Genomic DNA, 17,176 nt, shown 5'->3' on the forward strand with positions numbered 1-17,176 from the left:
GCTACATCCGGTTCTTGGTCCGCGCGGTGGCGATGGCATTCCACGGATCCTCGGGCCACGGGTGCTTGGGGTAGCGTCCGCGCATATCGGCGCGCACCCCGGCGTAGGGGCCGGACCAGAAGCTAGCAAGATCATCGGTGACCGCCAGCGGGCGGCCGGCGGGGGAGAGCAAGTGAAATTGCACGCGGTTGCCGCAGTACTCCGGAGATTCGGCCAGGCCGAAGCACTCCTGCAACTTGATGTGGACCACGGGGCGCTCGCCCGACCAGTCGATTTTGGCATCGCGGCCGGAGGGCACTGGGAGGCGCTGAGGTGCGAGCTCGTCTAAGCGGGTGGCTTCGGGCCAGGGAAGCAGGCGCTGCAGGGCGGGGTACATGTCTATCTTGGCGGTGGGGGTTCCCGCGGCAATCTGGTGCAGCTCGGGCCCGAGCCACTCGGCGGGATCGGCGGTATCGACATCCGGCCACGGATCGCCGTAGTGCGCGTGCAGGTGGCGGAGCCTATCTTTTAAGCTCTGGGCCTTCTCGCTGAAGGTAAATAAGCCCAGGCCCTCTTCGCGGATGCCGGCGGCTAGGGCTTGCGCAGCGGCATCGCCAGTGACCTTGACCGGGGTTTCGGACAACACAATCGCCCCGGCCGCCCGGACCTTGACCCCGCGCACGCGGCCCCCACGCAGGAAGGCGCGAGTTTCTTCGGTCACGCCGATGGCATCCAGCGCGGCGGACTCTTCGATGCGCGCGGCGGTGCGGATGATGGGGTTTCCGGCATTGGAGAGGGTGACCTCCGCGATGGCGAGCCACGGCGAGCCGGCCAGCCCGGAGTTATCCAGCAGCCGTGCGCGGGTGCCGCTGGCCAGCAGGTAGTCTTCACCCACGCGCTTGGCCACCTGCTCGGGATAGGCGGTGGCGACGACTTCGCCGGGGTCTGCGGGGCCGAGATCCTCCACCAGGCGGGACAGGCGCTTGACTTCCTTCTGCGGTGCGGGGCGACGGGTGAGATCGGTGGTGTTGGTGGGGGCATCGGCAAGCGCGGCGATGGTGGGGGCCGCCTGGCTGCCGTGCCGGATAAGGGCCGCGCCGAGGCGGGGATCGGTGGGCAGCAGGGCGAGCTCCTGCGTCGCGCCAATGCGCTCGAGGGTGGCGCGCGCGGCCGCAAGTACCTGGGCGGGCGGCGGATCGAGCAGCGGGAAATCCGGGCCCGCGCCCCAACAATCCAGAAACAGCGCGGCCTGGGTGAGATCCGCGGACAGGATCTCCGGCGTGGTGTGCGGGGAAAAGTGCTGGTAATCGTCCTGGGAATAGCAACGAATGACCGTACCTGGCGCCTCACGGCCGGCACGGCCCGCGCGCTGGTCCGCGCTCGATTTCGACGTGGAGACCGTCACCAGGCCAGACATACCGCGCTGCGCATCGCGCCGGGGAACGCGGGCCAGCCCCGCATCTACCACCACGCGCACGCCAGGCACCGTCAGCGAAGACTCTGCGATGGATGTCGCCACCACAATGCGCTGCTCATCGGTATAAAGCGCGGCATCCTGCTCCGCGGTGGTCTGCTTGCCGTGCAGCGGGAAAACATTATGGCCCTGCAGCTCCTCGCACACCAGGTTGACCTCGCGCACGCCGGGCACGAAGACCAGCGTGGATTCGTGTTGGCGGGCCGCTTGCTTGGCGATGCCCCCGTAAAACTCCCGCGATCCCGCCGCGCGCCCCGGCTGCGGCGCGTACTGGATATCCAGGGGATAGGTCACCGCCTCGGTGGTGTGGACGGGCGCGCCCATGAGCTGGGAAAAGCGCTGTGCGTCTACCGTGGCGGACATGGCGATGACGCGGAAGTCCTCGCGCAGCTCGGCCAGTTCTAGGCACATGCCGAGCACCAGATCCGTATCCAGCTGGCGCTCGTGAACCTCATCGATGGCCACGGCGGCCACGCCCTCGAGCTCCGGATCCTTTAGCAGGCGGCGCAGCAGCACGCCCGGGGTGACGAATTCGACCTCGCTTCCCGTGCGGGATTCGCCGCGGATGGCGAAACCGACCTTCTCCGGGGTGCCGCTGAGGGTGCTCAAGCGCTGGGCGGCCGCGCGCACGGCCACGCGGCGCGGGGCGGTGACGATGACCTTGCCGCGCCCTGCGGAATGATTGGCTAGTGCTGGTGGCACGAGCGTGGTTTTACCCGTGCCGGGCGGTGCCTGAATGACGACGTTTCCGGTGCGAGGCAGCGAATCGATGGTCTCGGCTACGGGCAGCCCCGCGCCGATGCTGGCAAGATCGAACATTTAGTTGGCGGCCCCAAAACCTTCCACGGGGCCGTCCAAATCCTTGCGCTCCCACGAATCCTCATCGCCGTCCAGCGTGCGCACCACGCAGCCGGGCGTGCCCAGGACCAGCGAATTATCCGGAATATCCTTGGTCACCAGCGTGCCGGCGCCAATAACGCAGTTTTCACCAATGGTAACCCCCGGCATGACGGTGGCATTGGCCCCAAACCAGGTATTGCGCCCCACGGTGATGGGTTGGGCGATTTCCCACCCGCCCTCGCGCATCGCGTGATCGTTAACGGGGTGGCCCACCGTAATGAACGAGCAATTGGGTCCAATCAGCACGCGGTCACCGAATGTGACCTTGGCTTGGGCCAAAATGCTGCTGCCAAAGTTGATGAAGACGCCTTCCCCACAGACGATATTGCAACCGTATTCCATATTCAGCGGCGCGTGCGCCCCCGGCACGTGTGATTCCTTCGGCAGGATCTCCCGCAAGATTTCCTTCGCCTGCTCCTTATCGGTGTTGTGCAGATCGTTGAACTGCCCAATCAGCCCAAAGGTGCGCTGGTGCTCCTTATCGATGTCCCCCATGCCCGGCAGGTGCCACTGCCCACCGGTCATTCGCTCCCAAGTGCCGTAGCGTTGCAGGTCGTGCAGCTTCTGTTCATCCATGGTGGCCATTGTAGAAGGAGCGTGGCCTAACCGATTAGCGGTTAGGGTGGAGGAATGCTTTTTGATTCGCTGCCGCGGCCGAATGCGTACGTCGCGCCGGGCGTGGGGCACGTGCCGGGATGGGTGGGCATCGGCAAGCAAAAGGCCCTTGTAGAAGAGACGCGGGAGATTGCTCGCGCGTATGCGCATACGCCGATGGCGATGGTGCAGCCGCGGCTGAAATCGGGCGGGCAGATGAGCGTATTTCAGCTGCATCTTGGCCGGTATTGGCATTACCCCAGTTACCGGTACGTGGACAATATGGAAGGCACGGTGGTGCCGCCGGTACCGGATAGCCTGCGGGAATTGGCCCCGGCGGCGCTGCGGCAGGCGGCCCAGGTTGCCCCGGAGCTTGAACCATGGGTGGATAACTTCGTGCCGGAGATGGCGCTGGTGAATTATTATCCGCCCGGCTCGGCGATGGGCATGCACGTAGATGACTCTGAGGAATCGCCCGCGCCCGTGATTTCGCTTTCGATTGGGGATGAGGCCCTCTTCCGCATAGGCCATACCGAAAATCGCACCAAGCCCTGGGACGATGTGACCCTGTGCTCGGGTGATTTGGTGGTCTTTGGCGGGCCGAAGCGCTTTGCCTACCACGGGGTGGTGCGGGTAAATGATGGCACGCTGCCGGAGGGATGCGGGCTGCAAGAAGGCAGAATCAATATCACCATCAGACAAGTTTCGGCGAGCGCGGTAGGCTAGGGCGGGTTACATAAAGGTTGAAGAAAAGAGGTTTTTCTTATGTCCCGAATTGGCATCATCATCGGTTCCACCCGCGATAAGGCGGCAGGCCAGGCAGTAGGCGAGTGGGTCAACGACCTCGCCCAAGGCCGTGAGAATGGCGTGGAGTACCAGCTGTTGGAGCTCAAGAAGTTCAATATCCCCATCCTCACCAGCGAGGTTGTTCCGGGTGCGGCGAATAAGCAGTACGATGACGCCAACGTGCAGGAATGGTCCAAGGCCGTCGATGCCTGCGATGGCTTCGTCTTCGTGACCCCGGAGTACAACCACTCCGTGCCCGGTGCGTTCAAGAATGCTTACGACTCGCTCGGCGCGGAATGGGCGGGCAAGCCGGTGGCCTTCGTGGGCTATGGTTCCGTCGGCGGCGTGCGCGCGGTCGAGGCATGGCGCAATGTCGTGGCTAACTTCTCCATGCCACAGCTGCGCAACCAGCTGGACTTTAATATCTTTACCGATTGGAACGACGGCGAATTCCGCCCCAGCGATGACTCCTACGAGCGCGCAAATTCCCTGCTTTCTGAGCTCGAGGACGCACTCCAGTAGAAAAAGCCCTGCACCGTGCTGCGCGCTGCGTAGCATGGGGTGCATGACTGAAAAGAAAGTAGCAGTAGTAACCGGTGCCTCCTCTGGTATTGGGGAGGCCACCGCGCGCTCTTTGGCCAAGGACGGTTGGCACGTCGTGGTGGGAGCTCGCCGCACAGACCGCCTGCAGCAGCTTGCCAATGAAATCGGTGGCGAGGCCTATGAGCTGGACGTTACCTCCGATGTTTCTGTTTCCAAGTTCGTCTCCCACCTCGACCGCGTAGATCTTTTGGTCAATAACGCCGGCGGTGCCAAGGGCTTGGAGCCGCTTGTCGATACCTCCATTGAGGACTGGCAGTGGATGTACGAGACCAACGTGCTCGGCACCGTGCGCATGATTCAGGCGCTCATGCCCAAGTTAGAGCGGGTGCCGGATCTTTCCGGGCTGATTATTAATGTCGGTTCCATTGCCGGCTGGACGGTGTACGAAGGCGGTTCAGGCTATAACACCGCGAAGCACGGCGTGCGCGTGATTTCTCGCGCGCTGCGCCTAGAAAACCACGATGTGCGCGTTACCGAGATCGATCCTGGCCGCGTGGCCACGGACTTTTCCTTGGTGCGCTTCAAGGGCGATGAGAAACGCGCGGCCAAGGTGTATGACGGCCAGCTCAACCTCGTGGCAGAGGATATTGCCGAGGCCATCCGCTGGGTTGCTGCCCAACCGGCCCACGTCAACGTGGATACGATGACCATCAAGCCGCGCACGCAAAGCTAGGCTGCCTTGCTTTCGAGCATCGAACCTTTGATACTCCGGAGTGTAAATGACGATCCCTTTGTAACGACAAGTAAGTTAGAAGAAGAGAGAAAAGGAACCTGAGTTCTCGATATTGTGCGACAAATATTTATAGAGTTTTGAAAATTTTCTTGAAAGTTCACCAAAGGTTTGGAGCGTTTAAGTAGCAGTGCAAACTTGCACGAGAAGCAGTCAAATAGGATTTGAACAACGAAAATTACTTAGCTGATGTGTTCCGTCGACTTGGAGTGACATGCGAGGATGAACATCGCGAAAACGGATTAAGCGCTCGCGATTTTCAAATAAATTACGAAGCCTCAAATTTTACTTAGTACATGGAACCAAGCTTGGATGATTAAGCTTGTGAAGTTTTCTGAGTTTAGATGAGTTTCACTTCAAAACTACTCTGCCTGTTATGCTCGGTCACTAGTGACTCAAATCCTTGAGGGCTTTTGACAGATCTAAGTACAAGTAGTCATCATTTGAATCTTCTGAGCCACGTTCGCTAAGCCAGTTGACAATTGACTTCCAATTATCCAGTGACGCATCTATATTTTCTTGTTGTTTAATGATGCTGATAAGAATTGTTTCGGTTCTCGCCGCTAGACGAACCTGATCGTATTTATTGTTCTTTATTGCCTGAAATAGTGTCTCTATATGATCCTTTTTTAAATCTTTAGCAAAAAGTTCCAAAGCGCGAAGATTCGCCTCGGCATCACGAAAACTGCAAGATTCCCTGACCAGCACTAAAGCCCGTTGAATTAAAGATTCACGATCGGAAGTTAAATTATGTAATGTAGCTAGTTGCTTTGCTTCCAGATTGTCGATTAGTTGAGATCTGCGGTCCCTAAATTTCTGTTTGAGCGGAGGGTCGCCAGCTAAGTAACCTTTTGAAAAGAGATCGGAGTCTTTAGCTGCGGAGATTACCGTTGATAGACGTTTTTCGGCGGTTCCGGGGATAGTATCCCAAAAAGTCTGCTGTGAGCCGTATGCCCCGACAGCACGAATAAGAGTGGCGTCATCTAGCTTTCCGCTTTTCTCCCAGTTAGCAAGAACGCTGTTAAGAGCTCTTTCGAAATCACCGGGTGCTGCAGTGCTCAGGCTACAAGCTGATGACCGTGCCCGTGAACCTACCCTCGGATCTTTCTCTGGTAGCTCCGCAGTGGATTTTAAGCTCCACTTGATCAAGAGCTTGCAAAGATTCAGTTGTGTCGATTTTGTGGAATGCCGGTAGAAACGGTCAACAAAGTAGTCTTCATCGTCGGGCCAACCGTCGCTTAAGATTTCTTTTTTGAATAGTTCGAGTTGAGCCTTACCCGCTATCGGTGGATGAGAGAATGTTGCACGATGTGCGGCGATAATATGAGAGCGTACTAGTTCTCCGTCGGGTTCAAACAGTTTATCATTCTCGATGAAGCCAGGATGAGCGCACAAATCTCGATCTGTCTTAAGCCTTTGGAGTTCCTCTCTTTCCCGGTGGGTTAGAAGATTAAATTCTTCTTCGCACTTCTTGAGGAGTGTCCTTTCGAACTCTTGAGCTCGGGTGACGTTTTTATCTCTAATAGCAGTGTCATAGCCTTCCAAGTGCTTGCGCACTTCATTATCGCCAGTATCTGCCAGATATCGAAGTTTATGGATAAGGTCTACGGCAACTGTGATCCACAGCGAAACTAGTGAGGCACGGTGGGCGCCTGCATGATAGCAATTAATAACTTCGGAGAGGAGTGCTCGTGTTTTGGGGTTCTCTATTTCTAATTCGAGGGTGCTGAGATCTTTCATTAGAGATCCTAAAAAATAGATTTGGCCAAGTACAGGCCATGATTATAGTTGCCAACGCGGTGATCGAGATGAATTACACAGCAGCAAAATGGGTTAATGAATAGTTTTTAAGGCCCCGCAGGCTCATCAATGAGCGAGGGGCCTTAGGCTTTATAATTTTTTGCGCCTTATTGCAGACCGAACTGATCCCATGCGGCAGGGGCCAGGTTCTGGTACACGTGCTTGTGCTCTTGGTATTCGGCAAGGCCGGTGGGGCCCAGCTCGCGGCCATTACCGGACTGCTTGTAGCCGCCCCATTCCGCCTGCGGCAGGTACGGGTGGAAATCATTGATCCAAATGGTGCCGTGGCGCAGGGCGCGGGCAACGCGCTCGGCGCGGCCGGCATCGGAGGTGTACACCGCGCCGGCCAGGCCATACTCGGTATCGTTTGCGATCTCGATGGCCTCCTCCTCAGTGGTGAAGGTCTCGATGGTCACGGTCGGACCGAAGGCCTCGTCGTGGACGCAGTCCATCTCGCGGGTAGCGCCATCGATAATCGTGGGCAGGTAGTACACGCCCTGGCCCAGATCCGTGGTGCCGGTGCCGTGCTGGCCGTTGGTGTCCTCGCTGGTGGCGGCGCGGCCGCCGGTGAGGATCTTGGCGCCTTGTTCGCGGGCCTTGTCCACGTAGGCTGCTACCTTCTCGCGGTGATCGGCCGAAATGAGCGGGCCGGTCTCGGCCTTCTCATCGGTGGGGCCACCGATCTTGATCTTCTCGGCGCGCTCGACCAGTGCGGCAACGAATTTATCGTGCAGGGACTCTTCCACTACGATGCGCGAGCCAGCGGAGCAGACCTGGCCGGAGTGGAAGAAGGCGCCGTTGAGCGCGTTATCCACGGCGACGTCGAAGTTGGCATCGGCGAAGATGACGTTCGGGTTCTTGCCGCCGAGCTCCAGCGCGGTGCGCTTGACGGTCTCTGCCGCGTTCTTTGCAATCAGCTTGCCGGTGATAAGGCCGCCGGTGAAGGAGACCATGTCCACGTCGGGGTGCTGGGAGAGCGGATTGCCGCAGTTGGCGCCGGCGCCGGTGATGAGGTTGCCCACGCCATCCGGCAGGCCGCATTCCTTCAGCGCCGCCATGAGCAGCATGGCGGTGTGCGGAGTCAGCTCCGCCTGCTTGAGCACGAAGGTATTGCCGGCAGCAAGGGCTGGGCCCACCTTCCAGGACACCTGCAGCAGCGGGTAGTTCCACGGGGTAATCAGGCCGCAGACGCCCACCGGCTCGGCGTCGATGCGCGAGCGCAGGTTGGGATCTTGCGGGTCGACCACGCGGCCGGCTTGGTGCTGGGCCAAGGTGCCGAAGTACTCGAAAGCATTGGCAATATCGTCCATATCGCCCAGGGATTCCTCGTAGCGCTTGCCGGTATCCGCGGATTCGGCTTGGGCAAAAAGTTCCTTGTGTTCCCGGATGAAATCCGCCAGGCGGATGACAATCTTGCCGCGCTCGGCGGACGGCGTTGCGGCCCACTCGCCCTTATCGAATGTTTCACGTGCAACCTGGATGGCACGCAGGGTATCTGCCTCGGATGCCTCGGAGACGACGCCGACGGTAGAGCCATCGGCAGGGCAGACAATGGTGCGGGTCTCGCCATCCTGGGCGGCCTCCCACTGGCCGTTGATGAAGAGCGACTTCGGGGCATCACCGGAGTGCACGCCCTGGAGCAATTCGGTGGTCGTGGGATCGAACAAGGTGTTCTGGGTGCTCAAAGTGCAAGCAACCTTTCTCTAATTGCGGCGGTATCGCCCGCCAGTTTAACTATCTTCGCGCCAGGTGCGTTCCGGCTCGGCGCCATCGGAGACATCGGAATCGCCCGGCTGGCTTTGCTGCATGTAGAGGAATGCCAGGTGGCGCTCGTACAGGTCCAGCACGTTATTGATGATCTGGTTTTCGGAGTAGCCGTAGACGTCATAGCCCAGCGAACCGGTCATGTCGTAGACCTCAAGGCGGTAGTACTCGCCGTCGCCCTCGCAGAAGTCCGGGCGCTCCGCGGAAACAGGGAAGAGCTGGTAGCGGAATTGGCGCTCGTTGTGCAGCCGGACTTCGAGATCGAGCTGGGGCAATTCGGCATCGGGAAGCTCACTGGTGAGCAAGATGGCGTCATAGCCGCGGGTGCGCATTTGCGTGGCCACCTGCTCGAGGGCGTAGGTGGCGGTTCCCCGCAGGTAGTCATCCATGTCCTGTTTGGTGGGGAAGGAATTGGCGCGGTCCAGGCGGTTCTTCCACAGGTTGGAATCGCTCGGCTCGCGCTCGGTGCGGCTGCTGATGGCGCCGTGCAACGCGGTTTTCCGGGCCTCACGCTGGAGGATTTCCAGGCGCAGCGACTTCCAGAGCGAGAACATGATGAGGTAGACCACGAACGCGAAGGGTAGGCCCATGACCACGGTTGCAGACTGCACGGTGGCAATGCCATCGAGCTGTAGCAACGCCAAGGTGAGCGCGCCGACGGTGATGGACCAGAAAATGCGCAGCCACCGGGCGCCATCTTGCCGGTTATCCGTGATGCGGGAAGTGAAGTTCGACATGACCAGCGCACCGGAGTCGGCCGAGGTGATATACAGCAGCAGGCCGATGAAGGTGGTCAGGAAGATGACGATGGCGGAGCCAGGGAATTCCTGGAGCATGTCGTAGAAACCCTGCTCCGGAACGTTGATGGCGTTTTCTGCAAATTCCGGATAGTCACCGGAGCGCACCATGTCCAGGGCGGTATTGCCAAAGAAGGACATCCACATCAAGATGAACAGGAAGGGGAAGGTCAGCGTGCCCAGGATGAACTGGCGCAGCGTGCGGCCGCGGGAAATGCGGGCCAGGAATAGGCCGACGAAGGTTGCCCAGGCAATCCACCAGGCCCAGAAGAAGAGGGTCCAGGACTGCATCCAGGTATCCACGCTGGCTTGGTCCTCAGCAAAGGCGAAGGTCTCCAGCGTCCAGGAGGGGAACTTGGAGACGTAGTCACCGATATTGGTGACGATGGCGTCGAAAAGGTAGGCGGTCTTGCCAAAGACCACGACGTAGATCATCAGCGCGATGGCCAGGTAGACATTGAGCTCGGAGAGGAAGCGAATGCCTTTATCCACACCGGATACGGCAGACAACGTCGCAATGGCGACCGCGATAATGATGAGCCCTGATTGCAGCCCCAGTCCTTGCTCGATGCCGAAGATGAGGTGGAACCCGTAGGACAGCTGCACCACGCCGATGCCCAGGGATGCGGTAACGCCAAAGACGGTGCCCAGCATGGCGGCAATGTCCACCGCCGAACCAATGGGCCCATGCACGCGCTTGCCGATGAGCGGGTACAGCGCCGAGCGGATAGCCAACGGCATATTCAGGCGGTAGGCGAAGTAACCAAAGGCCATGCCCATTAGCGCATAGAGCGCCCAGCCGGTAAGGCCGTAGTGGAACATGGCATAGACCACGGCTTCTTTTGCGGCCTCCATGGTTTCGCCATCGCCCACCGGCGGGTCCATGTACATCGTGACCGGCTCGGCCACGGCGAAGAACATGAGGTCCACGCCGATGCCGGCGGCAAAGAGCATGGATACCCACGAGAAGGTATTGAATTTGGGCCGGGAGTGGTCCGGGCCCATGCGGATGCTGCCGGTATTGGAAAAGGCGATGTAGAGGACGAAGACCACGGCGATGGTGGCGGTCAGGACGTAGAACCATCCCAGGTTCGTGCCGATCCATCCGGTGACGCTGGCGAGGGTATTCGCCGCGGATTCTTTGCCAAAGCCCGCATACAGGGCCATGGCGATAATCAGGACACCGGAAATGATAAAGACCGGCCAATTGGGCTTGGGCGCGGCCACCTCGTCTGCGCCGACATCGTCGCCGGTTTCGGCCTTGTAGCTGCCGACGATGGCGCGGACTTGGTTGCGCGGTTTATGGCCCTTGTCCCCAGTTGGGTGAGTTTCCCCAGTGGAGTGAGCGAGAGAGGTGTCGGAATCCCCTGTGTGGGACTCTTCATGGTCGTGCGGACCACGGTTTGCCATCTACTTCTCCTAGTCTTGATCGATTAAGTGTCGAATCTTTCGCAAGACTGCCCCGCAATTCCCCGAAAAGAGGGGTAAGAGATAGGTTGGTGGCATAAATCATATGCGAGCAATCTATGCGTAAAGACCCCGGATTTCATCTACTCAGATGCATACCCGAACACCGTAAATATACATTAATCTGGGAAAACGTCCACCAGATGTGTATTCTGGGGGCGCTATTGCGCATAAATGAAAGCGGAAAAGTATAGATTTTTTGCGCAGGATACAATGGATCCGCCCGAAATACGGCGAGAACTACGCGTGAGATGGCTCACAGAAGGAAGGGGATTTATGGGTATTGTGGACAAGTTGACTAAGAAGCGCTCGACAAAGAGGGCGACGGATGAGGTCAGCGATGTGGTCGTCGTCGGCGGTGGCTCTGCCGGCTCCGTCATCGCCGCTCGCCTGACCGAGGATAAAGACACCCGCGTGCTCGTTCTTGAGGCCGGCCGCCCGGATTCCCTGTGGGACCTATTCATCCACATGCCTTCCGGTTTCTCTTTCCCCATCGGGGCAAAGAACTATGACTGGATGTATGAATCCGATCCGGAACCGGAGATGAATGGTCGCCGCATCTACCATGCGCGCGGCAAGGTGCTTGGCGGTTCCTCTTCCATCAACGGCATGATCTACCAGCGCGGCAACCCCATGGACTACGAAAAGTGGGGCCAGAACCCGGGCATGGATAACTGGGATTTTGCCCACTGCTTGCCGTATTTCAACCGCATGGAAACCACCGCTGCCGCAGAAGACGATGATCCGCGCCGCGGCCACGATGGCCCGCTCTACCTGTCCCGCGGTCCTGCTACCTCGCCGCTGTTCCAGGCGCTATTTAAGTCGGTACAAGAGGCTGGCTATAACCTGACCAATGACGTCAACGGTTACCGCCAAGAAGGTTTTGCCCCCTTCGATCGCAATATCAAGCACGGCAAGCGCTGGTCCGCTGCCCGCGCCTACCTGTACCCTAACCAGGACCGCGACAACCTCGAGGTGCGGACCCGCGCATTTACCACCAAGATCCTCTTTGAAGGCACCAAGGCAGTGGGCGTGGAATACGAGTGGCAGGGTGGCACCCACCGCGTCTTCGCAGAAAAGATCGTCTTGTCTGCCGGTGCCATCAATACCCCGCAGCTGCTTGAGGTCTCTGGCGTGGGTGACCGCGAGATCTTGGAAAAGCACGGCATCGACGTCGTCAAGCACCTGCCCGGCGTGGGTGAGAACCTGCAGGACCACCTCGAGGTCTACATCCAGTACGAGACCACCAAGTCCACCGCTTCCTCCCAGCCCTACCTGGATAAGTGGCGCTGGCCGTTCATGGGCCTGCAGTGGCTGCTGACGAAGAAGGGTCCAGTGGCCACCTCGCACTTTGAGGGCGGCGGTTTCGTGCGCTCCAACGAGGATGAGGCCTACCCGAACTTGATGTTCCACTTCCTGCCCATGGCGGTGCGCTATGACGGCCAAAAGGCCGACGTTAAGCACGGCTTCCAGTGGCACGTCGGCCCGATGTTCTCCGATACCAAGGGCCACGTGCACATCAAGAGCTCCGATATCCGGCAAAAGCCCTCCATCCTCTTTAACTACCTGCGCACTGAGCAGGACCGCCGCGAATGGGTAGAAGCCGTCCGCGTCGCCCGCTCCTTGCTGGATACCAAGGCAATGGAGGAAGTTGGCGCCCGCGAGTTCAGCCCGGGCCCAGAGGTCCAGAGCGATGAGGAAATCTTGGAGTGGGTCCGCAATGACGGCGAAACCGCACTGCACCCATCCTGCACCGCCAAGATGGGCGATGAGTCCGATCCCATGGCCGTGGTGAACCCAGAAACCATGGGAGTATGGGGCATCGATGGCCTGTATATTGCCGATGCTTCCGTATTCCCCTCGGTTCCCAACGGCAATATCTACTCCCCGACTATGATGGTGGGCGAGAAGGCTGCTGACCTCATTGCCGGCCGCACGCCGCTCGAGCCCAACTACACTCCGTGGTACAAGGCACACGAGGATATGCCGCTCTACGCCGAAGGCGAGGCAATCCGTGACCACAAAGAGGCACCGAAGGGTGCTTACTAACGCCCGCTTACATTAAGGAGACAAAGCCGTGACCATTTCCTCTCTTCTTACCTTGATGGGAATTTGGCTCGCGGCTTTGGTGTCTCCGGGCCCGGATATCGTGCAGGTCATTCGCGTGGCCCCACGATCCACATGCGCCGGGCTATTGTGCGCGGTGGGGGTATTTAGCGGGACGGTCTTTTGGATTGTCGCCTCCCTGGCCGGTTTATCGGCGCTAATTACGGCGCGGCCGGGCGTGCTGAGCATCTTGCAATTGCTCGGTGGGCTTTTCTTGCTGTACATGGGTGTATCGTCCCTGCGCAGCGGGTTAGCCGCGCGGCGCGCGCCCGCTCACGAGGTGGACACGGAAGACTATGCGGACCAGGCACGGGCGGCTGGCGATGCCGACGTCGAAGACATGACCAACTGGCGGGCCTTCAAGCTGGGGCTGGTGACTAACCTGTCGAACCCCAAGGCATTGGTGTTTTTCGGTGCGGTATTCGCCCAATTCATCCGCCCGGATATGTCCGTGGGGTGGACTATCGCGGTGGCGTTAATCCTCGCGGCCATGTCCTTTGTGTGGTTTTCCGCCTTTGCGCTGCTCGTGCGCGCGGCCGCGCGGTGGACGGCGCGGTATTCCGCCGGCATCGATATGGTCTCAGGCCTCGTCTTTGGCCTGCTCGGTGTGGTGATGGCCGGGGAGGGTGCCACCGCGCTGCTGAAATCACAGTAGTTACCTGTTTCGCTGCAGGTGAGACACTTCCTACAGTTGAATGCGTTAGTAAAAATGCATACGAATGTGGAGGTGTTAGGTGGCTATAGGTGCCCTTGTGACCCTGATGGGCGTATGGTTCGCGGCCATGGCTTCGCCGGGGCCGGATGTGGTGCAGATTATCCGCCTGGGTGCGCGGTCCACCCGCGCGGCGGTGTGGGTGGCCATTGGCAGCACGACGGGCCTTGCCCTGTGGACCATCGCTTCGCTCGCCGGGCTTTCGGCATTGATCTCTACGCATGAGGGCATCCTGGTGCTCCTGCAGGTCCTCGGCGGCAGCTATCTGCTGTGGATGGCCTATAGCGCGATTTCCTCCGGCCTGCGGGAACGGCGCGCACCCGCCACCGTCGTGGGCACGGAAAAGCAGGCACCCCAACCGCGAGGGTTTACCCCGGACGGAATTATTAAGGCAAAGACGGCCTACCGCATGGGGTTGGTCTGCGATCTTTCCAACCCCAAGGTGGTCATCTTTTTTGGCGCCATCTTTGCCAATTTCATCGACCCAGGAATGGGCGTGGGCGGAAACGTCGTCGTCGCCGCGGTACTGGTGCTGGAAAGCTTGGTGCTCTTCGTCGGCGTCGGCTTGAGCACGCGCGCGGTATCGAAGTGGATGGCCAAGAACTCGGCGTGGGTGGACATCGTCAGTGGCATCGTCTTCCTGCTCCTCGGCGTGGTTATCCTCTTTGAAGGCATCCGTGGGCTTATTGCGATGTAGGCTGAACTTATGATTTTTACTACCACAAATACCGTCGACGGTTATGAAATCACCAAATACCTGCGCATCATCGCTGGTGAGACCGTTACCGGCATCAATATGCTCAAAGACTTTGGGGCATCGATACGCAATATTACCGGTGGACGCGCCTCAGGCTATGAAAGCGAAGCCATCAAGGCCCGCGAGGCGGCGCTGGATGAATTGTGGCGCCGCGGCCAGGAATTGGGTGCTGATGGCGTGGTGGGCATCGCCTTCGACTATTCCCCAATGGGCACCAATAATGACATGCTGTTGGTCACCGCCACGGGCACGGCGGTCTCCCTGCGCGCGCGTGACTAAGCCTGTCCACCCCCACCCATAGCCGCGCGGCAACGGGCTCTGGGTAAGCTGGGCGGCATGCTTGAGGTTGCAATTTCTGGCGAGTCCATCAAATTGGGCCAGTTTATTAAACTGGCCAGCTTGGTCGGAACCGGTGGTGAAGCCAAGGAACTTATCGCAGAAGGCGCGGTCACGGTCAACGGTGACACCGAGACCCGCCGCGGCGCTACGCTGCAGATTGGCGATGAGGTGTGCATCGAAGGCACCTGCGCGCGCGTGGGCGAGCCCGACGATGATGATGACTATTTTGATGAAGCCACCGCAGACGATGACTTTGATCCGGAAAAGTGGAGGAATCTATAAATGCCCGCATTTGAAGCCGAAGTAGGCATGCCCTACTGGATCGATCTGACCACCTCGGATCCGCGCAAGTCCGCCCACTTTTATGAGCAGGTCTTGGGCTGGGAAATTTCGGCCGAGACCCAGGAGGACAACCCCTATCAGATGGCGCGCCTGCAGGGCCTGCCCATCGCCGGCCTCATCCCGCAGCCGGAGGAAGCCCCCACGCCGGATACCTGGGTGACCTACTTCCTCTCCAAAGACATCGACGGCGATTGCCAGCGCACGGAGAACCTCGGCGGGAGGATCCTCGCCGCGCCCCAGCCCGTGCAGCTGGGCCACATGGCCCTGCTTGCCGATGCCGCCGGTGGCATGTTCGGCCTCATCCAGCCCTCTGGCCCAGAGCACTTCGTCGCCGGTGGCGAACCCGGCACCCCGGTATGGCACGAGCTGACCGCCACGACGCGATTCCAGCAGGCCATGGACTTTTATGGCGAGCTATTCAACTGGGAGATTCGCGCCATGGAGTCTGAGGACGAGAATTTCATTTACGCCACCGTGGAAGAAGACGGCGCCCCGTTCGCGGGCCTGTGGAATGCTGAAGGCCAGTTCCCACCCCAGGTGCCGAGCTTCTGGCAGACCTACCTAGGGGTGCGCGATATCGATGAAGCCGCCAAGAAAGCGGTAGAGCTCGGCGGTGAAATCATCCGCGAGCCGTGGGATTCCCCCTTCGGGCGCATGTGCCTGCTCGCGGATTCCACCGGCGCGACCGTCACCCTGACTGAGGTCGAAGACGCCCCCGAGGATGAGCCCACCGAATCCGACGACGTGCTCAACCCCACCAGGGACTAAGCGCGGGGAGAGAGGCGTTGATGACAGGCTCCTCTGATTTGGCACAGCGCGTGCTAGCCATCGTGGCCGTTATCCCGCCCGGCAATGTGTCCTCCTACGGGGAGGTGGCAAAACTCGCCGGGTGCGGGGCCCGCAATGTCGGCACCGTGATGAATAGGCACGGCGGTAACGCCGCCTGGTGGCGCGTGGTCCGCGCCAATGGTGCCTCCCACGATCCCGTTCGCGCGGAAGAATACTGGAACCGCGAGGGCATCGAGCACTCCCACGGGCGCGTCGCCATGCATAAGCACGGCATGGATGCGCGGGACCTAGAAGTATTGCTGCGATAGATAGTACAATAGGGAAACTTTTTGCATTTATAGCCTGCGGCGATGTACATCCACGGCTACGCTATATGCGTTATGAAAAAATTAGCTATTGGTTCTCTCGTTACCGCACTTTCCTTCGTGACCATTCCCGCTGCCCAAGCGGTCAGCCTCGATCCCCAATCAGTGCCTGATCGTACGCAGATCACCGTTAGGCACGATTCCGGCGCCACCGTCTCGACTGCCAATAGTCACGAGTCCCGCCCGGCGCTATCCTTGAGCAAGCTCTACCTGGGATATTGGGTGCTCAAGTATGGTTCTGCCGCCGATAAGGCCCAAGTGGAAAATATGATTCGCTATAGCGACGATAATGTGGCCAGCGACCTGGACCGCCGCTACCCGCAGGCCATTCCCAGCATCATCCAAGAATTCGGGCTGAGTGAAACTCACTACACCGGCTACTGGGGAACCACGCAGACCTCGACCGAAGATATCGCGCGGTTTACCGCGGAGATCCAGCACGACCCCATCGCAGCACCCATTTTTGCGGGAATGGCCACTGCTGCTCCCGTGGCTGCGGATGGGTACCGCCAGGATTTCGGCACCGACCACATTCCCGGAGTATGGGGCACCAAATTCGGTTGGTCCGATGACCGCACCATCCACGCCTCCGTATCTACCGGGCATGGGTTTACCGTAGCCGCCAATACGTATGGCGATGCGCAGACCCATACCGCGGATGTCATGCGCGGCATCGACAATGCGCCGGTCGGCGGGTCCAGTGAGGCCATCGGCGCGCGCATCGAAAACGACCTCAACCTGCCAGAACCTGCGCAGCAGGCGCTTCGCGATGCCACCCGCACCGCGGCCGATCTTGAGCGCCAAGCGTGCGCGAACGCTAATCAAGCCCTGGCGCAGGTAAGCCAAGTGCGGGTGTGCCAATAAGCGCCGAG

At 59.6% G+C, this 17,176-nt stretch carries 16 protein-coding genes; 11 read left to right on the forward strand and 5 right to left on the reverse strand.

Annotation, left to right across the window (positions count from 1 at the left end; genetic code table 11):
- Window position 1 precedes the first annotated feature (1 nt).
- Window positions 2-2,272 carry an ATP-dependent helicase HrpB gene (hrpB, locus tag QP908_RS09270; protein WP_284772145.1) on the reverse strand — a complete coding sequence of 757 codons (2,271 nt, stop codon included), beginning with the start codon at window positions 2,270-2,272 and terminating at the stop codon, window positions 2-4.
- The gene (locus tag QP908_RS09275) at window positions 2,273-2,938 is read right to left on the reverse strand and encodes a sugar O-acetyltransferase (protein ID WP_284772146.1); all 666 of its coding nucleotides are present in this window, start codon (window positions 2,936-2,938) and stop codon (window positions 2,273-2,275) included.
- A 45-nt stretch (window positions 2,939-2,983) separates the two neighbouring features.
- On the opposite strand from QP908_RS09275, the gene QP908_RS09280 reads away from it, so the two are divergent.
- From QP908_RS09280 to QP908_RS09290, 3 genes are read left to right on the forward strand one after another with little or no spacing between them, the layout of a single operon-like run.
- On the forward strand, window positions 2,984-3,673 hold the full coding sequence (locus QP908_RS09280; protein WP_284772147.1) for an alpha-ketoglutarate-dependent dioxygenase AlkB family protein: 690 nt from the start codon (window positions 2,984-2,986) through the stop codon (window positions 3,671-3,673).
- A 39-nt stretch (window positions 3,674-3,712) separates the two neighbouring features.
- Window positions 3,713-4,255, forward strand: a complete 543-nt coding sequence (locus tag QP908_RS09285) for an NADPH-dependent FMN reductase (RefSeq protein ID WP_284772148.1) — start codon at window positions 3,713-3,715, stop codon at window positions 4,253-4,255.
- Between the two features lie 34 nt (window positions 4,256-4,289).
- On the forward strand, window positions 4,290-5,009 hold the full coding sequence (locus tag QP908_RS09290; RefSeq protein WP_237792272.1) for an SDR family oxidoreductase: 720 nt from the start codon (window positions 4,290-4,292) through the stop codon (window positions 5,007-5,009).
- Between the two features lie 444 nt (window positions 5,010-5,453).
- Here QP908_RS09290 and QP908_RS09295 read toward each other — a convergent pair whose 3' ends face one another.
- The 3 genes from QP908_RS09295 to betT all read right to left on the reverse strand — a co-directional run bounded on the left by QP908_RS09295 (window position 5,454) and on the right by betT (window position 10,837).
- Window positions 5,454-6,806 carry a hypothetical protein gene (locus QP908_RS09295; RefSeq protein WP_284772149.1) on the reverse strand — a complete coding sequence of 451 codons (1,353 nt, stop codon included), beginning with the start codon at window positions 6,804-6,806 and terminating at the stop codon, window positions 5,454-5,456.
- A gap of 167 nt (window positions 6,807-6,973) precedes the next feature.
- Complete coding sequence (locus QP908_RS09300; protein ID WP_239269666.1) at window positions 6,974-8,551, reverse strand: aldehyde dehydrogenase family protein; 1,578 nt, start codon at window positions 8,549-8,551, stop codon at window positions 6,974-6,976.
- Between the two features lie 45 nt (window positions 8,552-8,596).
- Window positions 8,597-10,837 (reverse strand): choline BCCT transporter BetT, encoded by a 2,241-nt coding sequence (gene betT / locus QP908_RS09305; RefSeq protein ID WP_239275737.1) that lies wholly within the window; start codon window positions 10,835-10,837, stop codon window positions 8,597-8,599.
- Between the two features lie 333 nt (window positions 10,838-11,170).
- Here betT and betA point away from each other — a divergent pair, with 333 nt between their 5' ends.
- From betA to QP908_RS09345, 8 genes are all read left to right on the forward strand, one after another.
- A complete protein-coding gene (gene betA / locus QP908_RS09310) occupies window positions 11,171-12,943 on the forward strand; it encodes a choline dehydrogenase (RefSeq protein WP_239269664.1) in 1,773 nt (590 codons plus the stop codon).
- Between the two features lie 28 nt (window positions 12,944-12,971).
- The gene (locus tag QP908_RS09315; RefSeq protein ID WP_239269663.1) at window positions 12,972-13,655 is read left to right on the forward strand and encodes a LysE family translocator; all 684 of its coding nucleotides are present in this window, start codon (window positions 12,972-12,974) and stop codon (window positions 13,653-13,655) included.
- A gap of 106 nt (window positions 13,656-13,761) precedes the next feature.
- Window positions 13,762-14,409 carry a LysE family translocator gene (locus QP908_RS09320; protein WP_005276251.1) on the forward strand — a complete coding sequence of 216 codons (648 nt, stop codon included), beginning with the start codon at window positions 13,762-13,764 and terminating at the stop codon, window positions 14,407-14,409.
- Between the two features lie 9 nt (window positions 14,410-14,418).
- Window positions 14,419-14,748, forward strand: a complete 330-nt coding sequence (locus tag QP908_RS09325; RefSeq protein ID WP_005276253.1) for a YbjQ family protein — start codon at window positions 14,419-14,421, stop codon at window positions 14,746-14,748.
- A 57-nt stretch (window positions 14,749-14,805) separates the two neighbouring features.
- Window positions 14,806-15,090, forward strand: a complete 285-nt coding sequence (locus QP908_RS09330) for an RNA-binding S4 domain-containing protein (protein WP_023016489.1) — start codon at window positions 14,806-14,808, stop codon at window positions 15,088-15,090.
- The gene (locus QP908_RS09335) at window positions 15,091-15,918 is read left to right on the forward strand and encodes a VOC family protein (protein ID WP_284772150.1); all 828 of its coding nucleotides are present in this window, start codon (window positions 15,091-15,093) and stop codon (window positions 15,916-15,918) included.
- Window positions 15,919-15,938: 20 nt separating this feature from the next.
- Window positions 15,939-16,247, forward strand: a complete 309-nt coding sequence (locus QP908_RS09340) for an MGMT family protein (protein WP_239269661.1) — start codon at window positions 15,939-15,941, stop codon at window positions 16,245-16,247.
- Between the two features lie 72 nt (window positions 16,248-16,319).
- Window positions 16,320-17,168: a hypothetical protein gene (locus QP908_RS09345; RefSeq protein ID WP_239269660.1), complete on the forward strand. Its 849-nt coding sequence runs from the start codon at window positions 16,320-16,322 to the stop codon at window positions 17,166-17,168.
- Window positions 17,169-17,176 lie beyond the last annotated feature (8 nt).

Origin of the sequence: Corynebacterium sp. MSK204, assembly GCF_030229885.1 — a bacterium.
In the GTDB taxonomy this organism is placed as follows: domain Bacteria; phylum Actinomycetota; class Actinomycetes; order Mycobacteriales; family Mycobacteriaceae; genus Corynebacterium.

Bases quoted from the DNA above. Each gene is read 5' to 3' on its own strand.
- hrpB (WP_284772145.1), bottom strand. From the start codon at position 2,272: ATGTTCGATCTTGCCAGCATCGGCGCGGGGCTGCCCGTAGCCGAGACC.
- QP908_RS09275 (WP_284772146.1), bottom strand. From the start codon at position 2,938: ATGGCCACCATGGATGAACAGAAGCTGCACGACCTGCAACGCTACGGC.
- QP908_RS09280 (WP_284772147.1), top strand. From the start codon at position 2,984: ATGCTTTTTGATTCGCTGCCGCGGCCGAATGCGTACGTCGCGCCGGGC.
- QP908_RS09285 (WP_284772148.1), top strand. From the start codon at position 3,713: ATGTCCCGAATTGGCATCATCATCGGTTCCACCCGCGATAAGGCGGCA.
- QP908_RS09290 (WP_237792272.1), top strand. From the start codon at position 4,290: ATGGGGTGCATGACTGAAAAGAAAGTAGCAGTAGTAACCGGTGCCTCC.
- QP908_RS09295 (WP_284772149.1), bottom strand. From the start codon at position 6,806: ATGAAAGATCTCAGCACCCTCGAATTAGAAATAGAGAACCCCAAAACA.
- betT (WP_239275737.1), bottom strand. From the start codon at position 10,837: ATGGCAAACCGTGGTCCGCACGACCATGAAGAGTCCCACACAGGGGAT.
- betA (WP_239269664.1), top strand. From the start codon at position 11,171: ATGGGTATTGTGGACAAGTTGACTAAGAAGCGCTCGACAAAGAGGGCG.
- QP908_RS09320 (WP_005276251.1), top strand. From the start codon at position 13,762: ATGGGCGTATGGTTCGCGGCCATGGCTTCGCCGGGGCCGGATGTGGTG.
- QP908_RS09325 (WP_005276253.1), top strand. From the start codon at position 14,419: ATGATTTTTACTACCACAAATACCGTCGACGGTTATGAAATCACCAAA.
- QP908_RS09330 (WP_023016489.1), top strand. From the start codon at position 14,806: ATGCTTGAGGTTGCAATTTCTGGCGAGTCCATCAAATTGGGCCAGTTT.
- QP908_RS09335 (WP_284772150.1), top strand. From the start codon at position 15,091: ATGCCCGCATTTGAAGCCGAAGTAGGCATGCCCTACTGGATCGATCTG.
- QP908_RS09340 (WP_239269661.1), top strand. From the start codon at position 15,939: ATGACAGGCTCCTCTGATTTGGCACAGCGCGTGCTAGCCATCGTGGCC.
- QP908_RS09345 (WP_239269660.1), top strand. From the start codon at position 16,320: ATGAAAAAATTAGCTATTGGTTCTCTCGTTACCGCACTTTCCTTCGTG.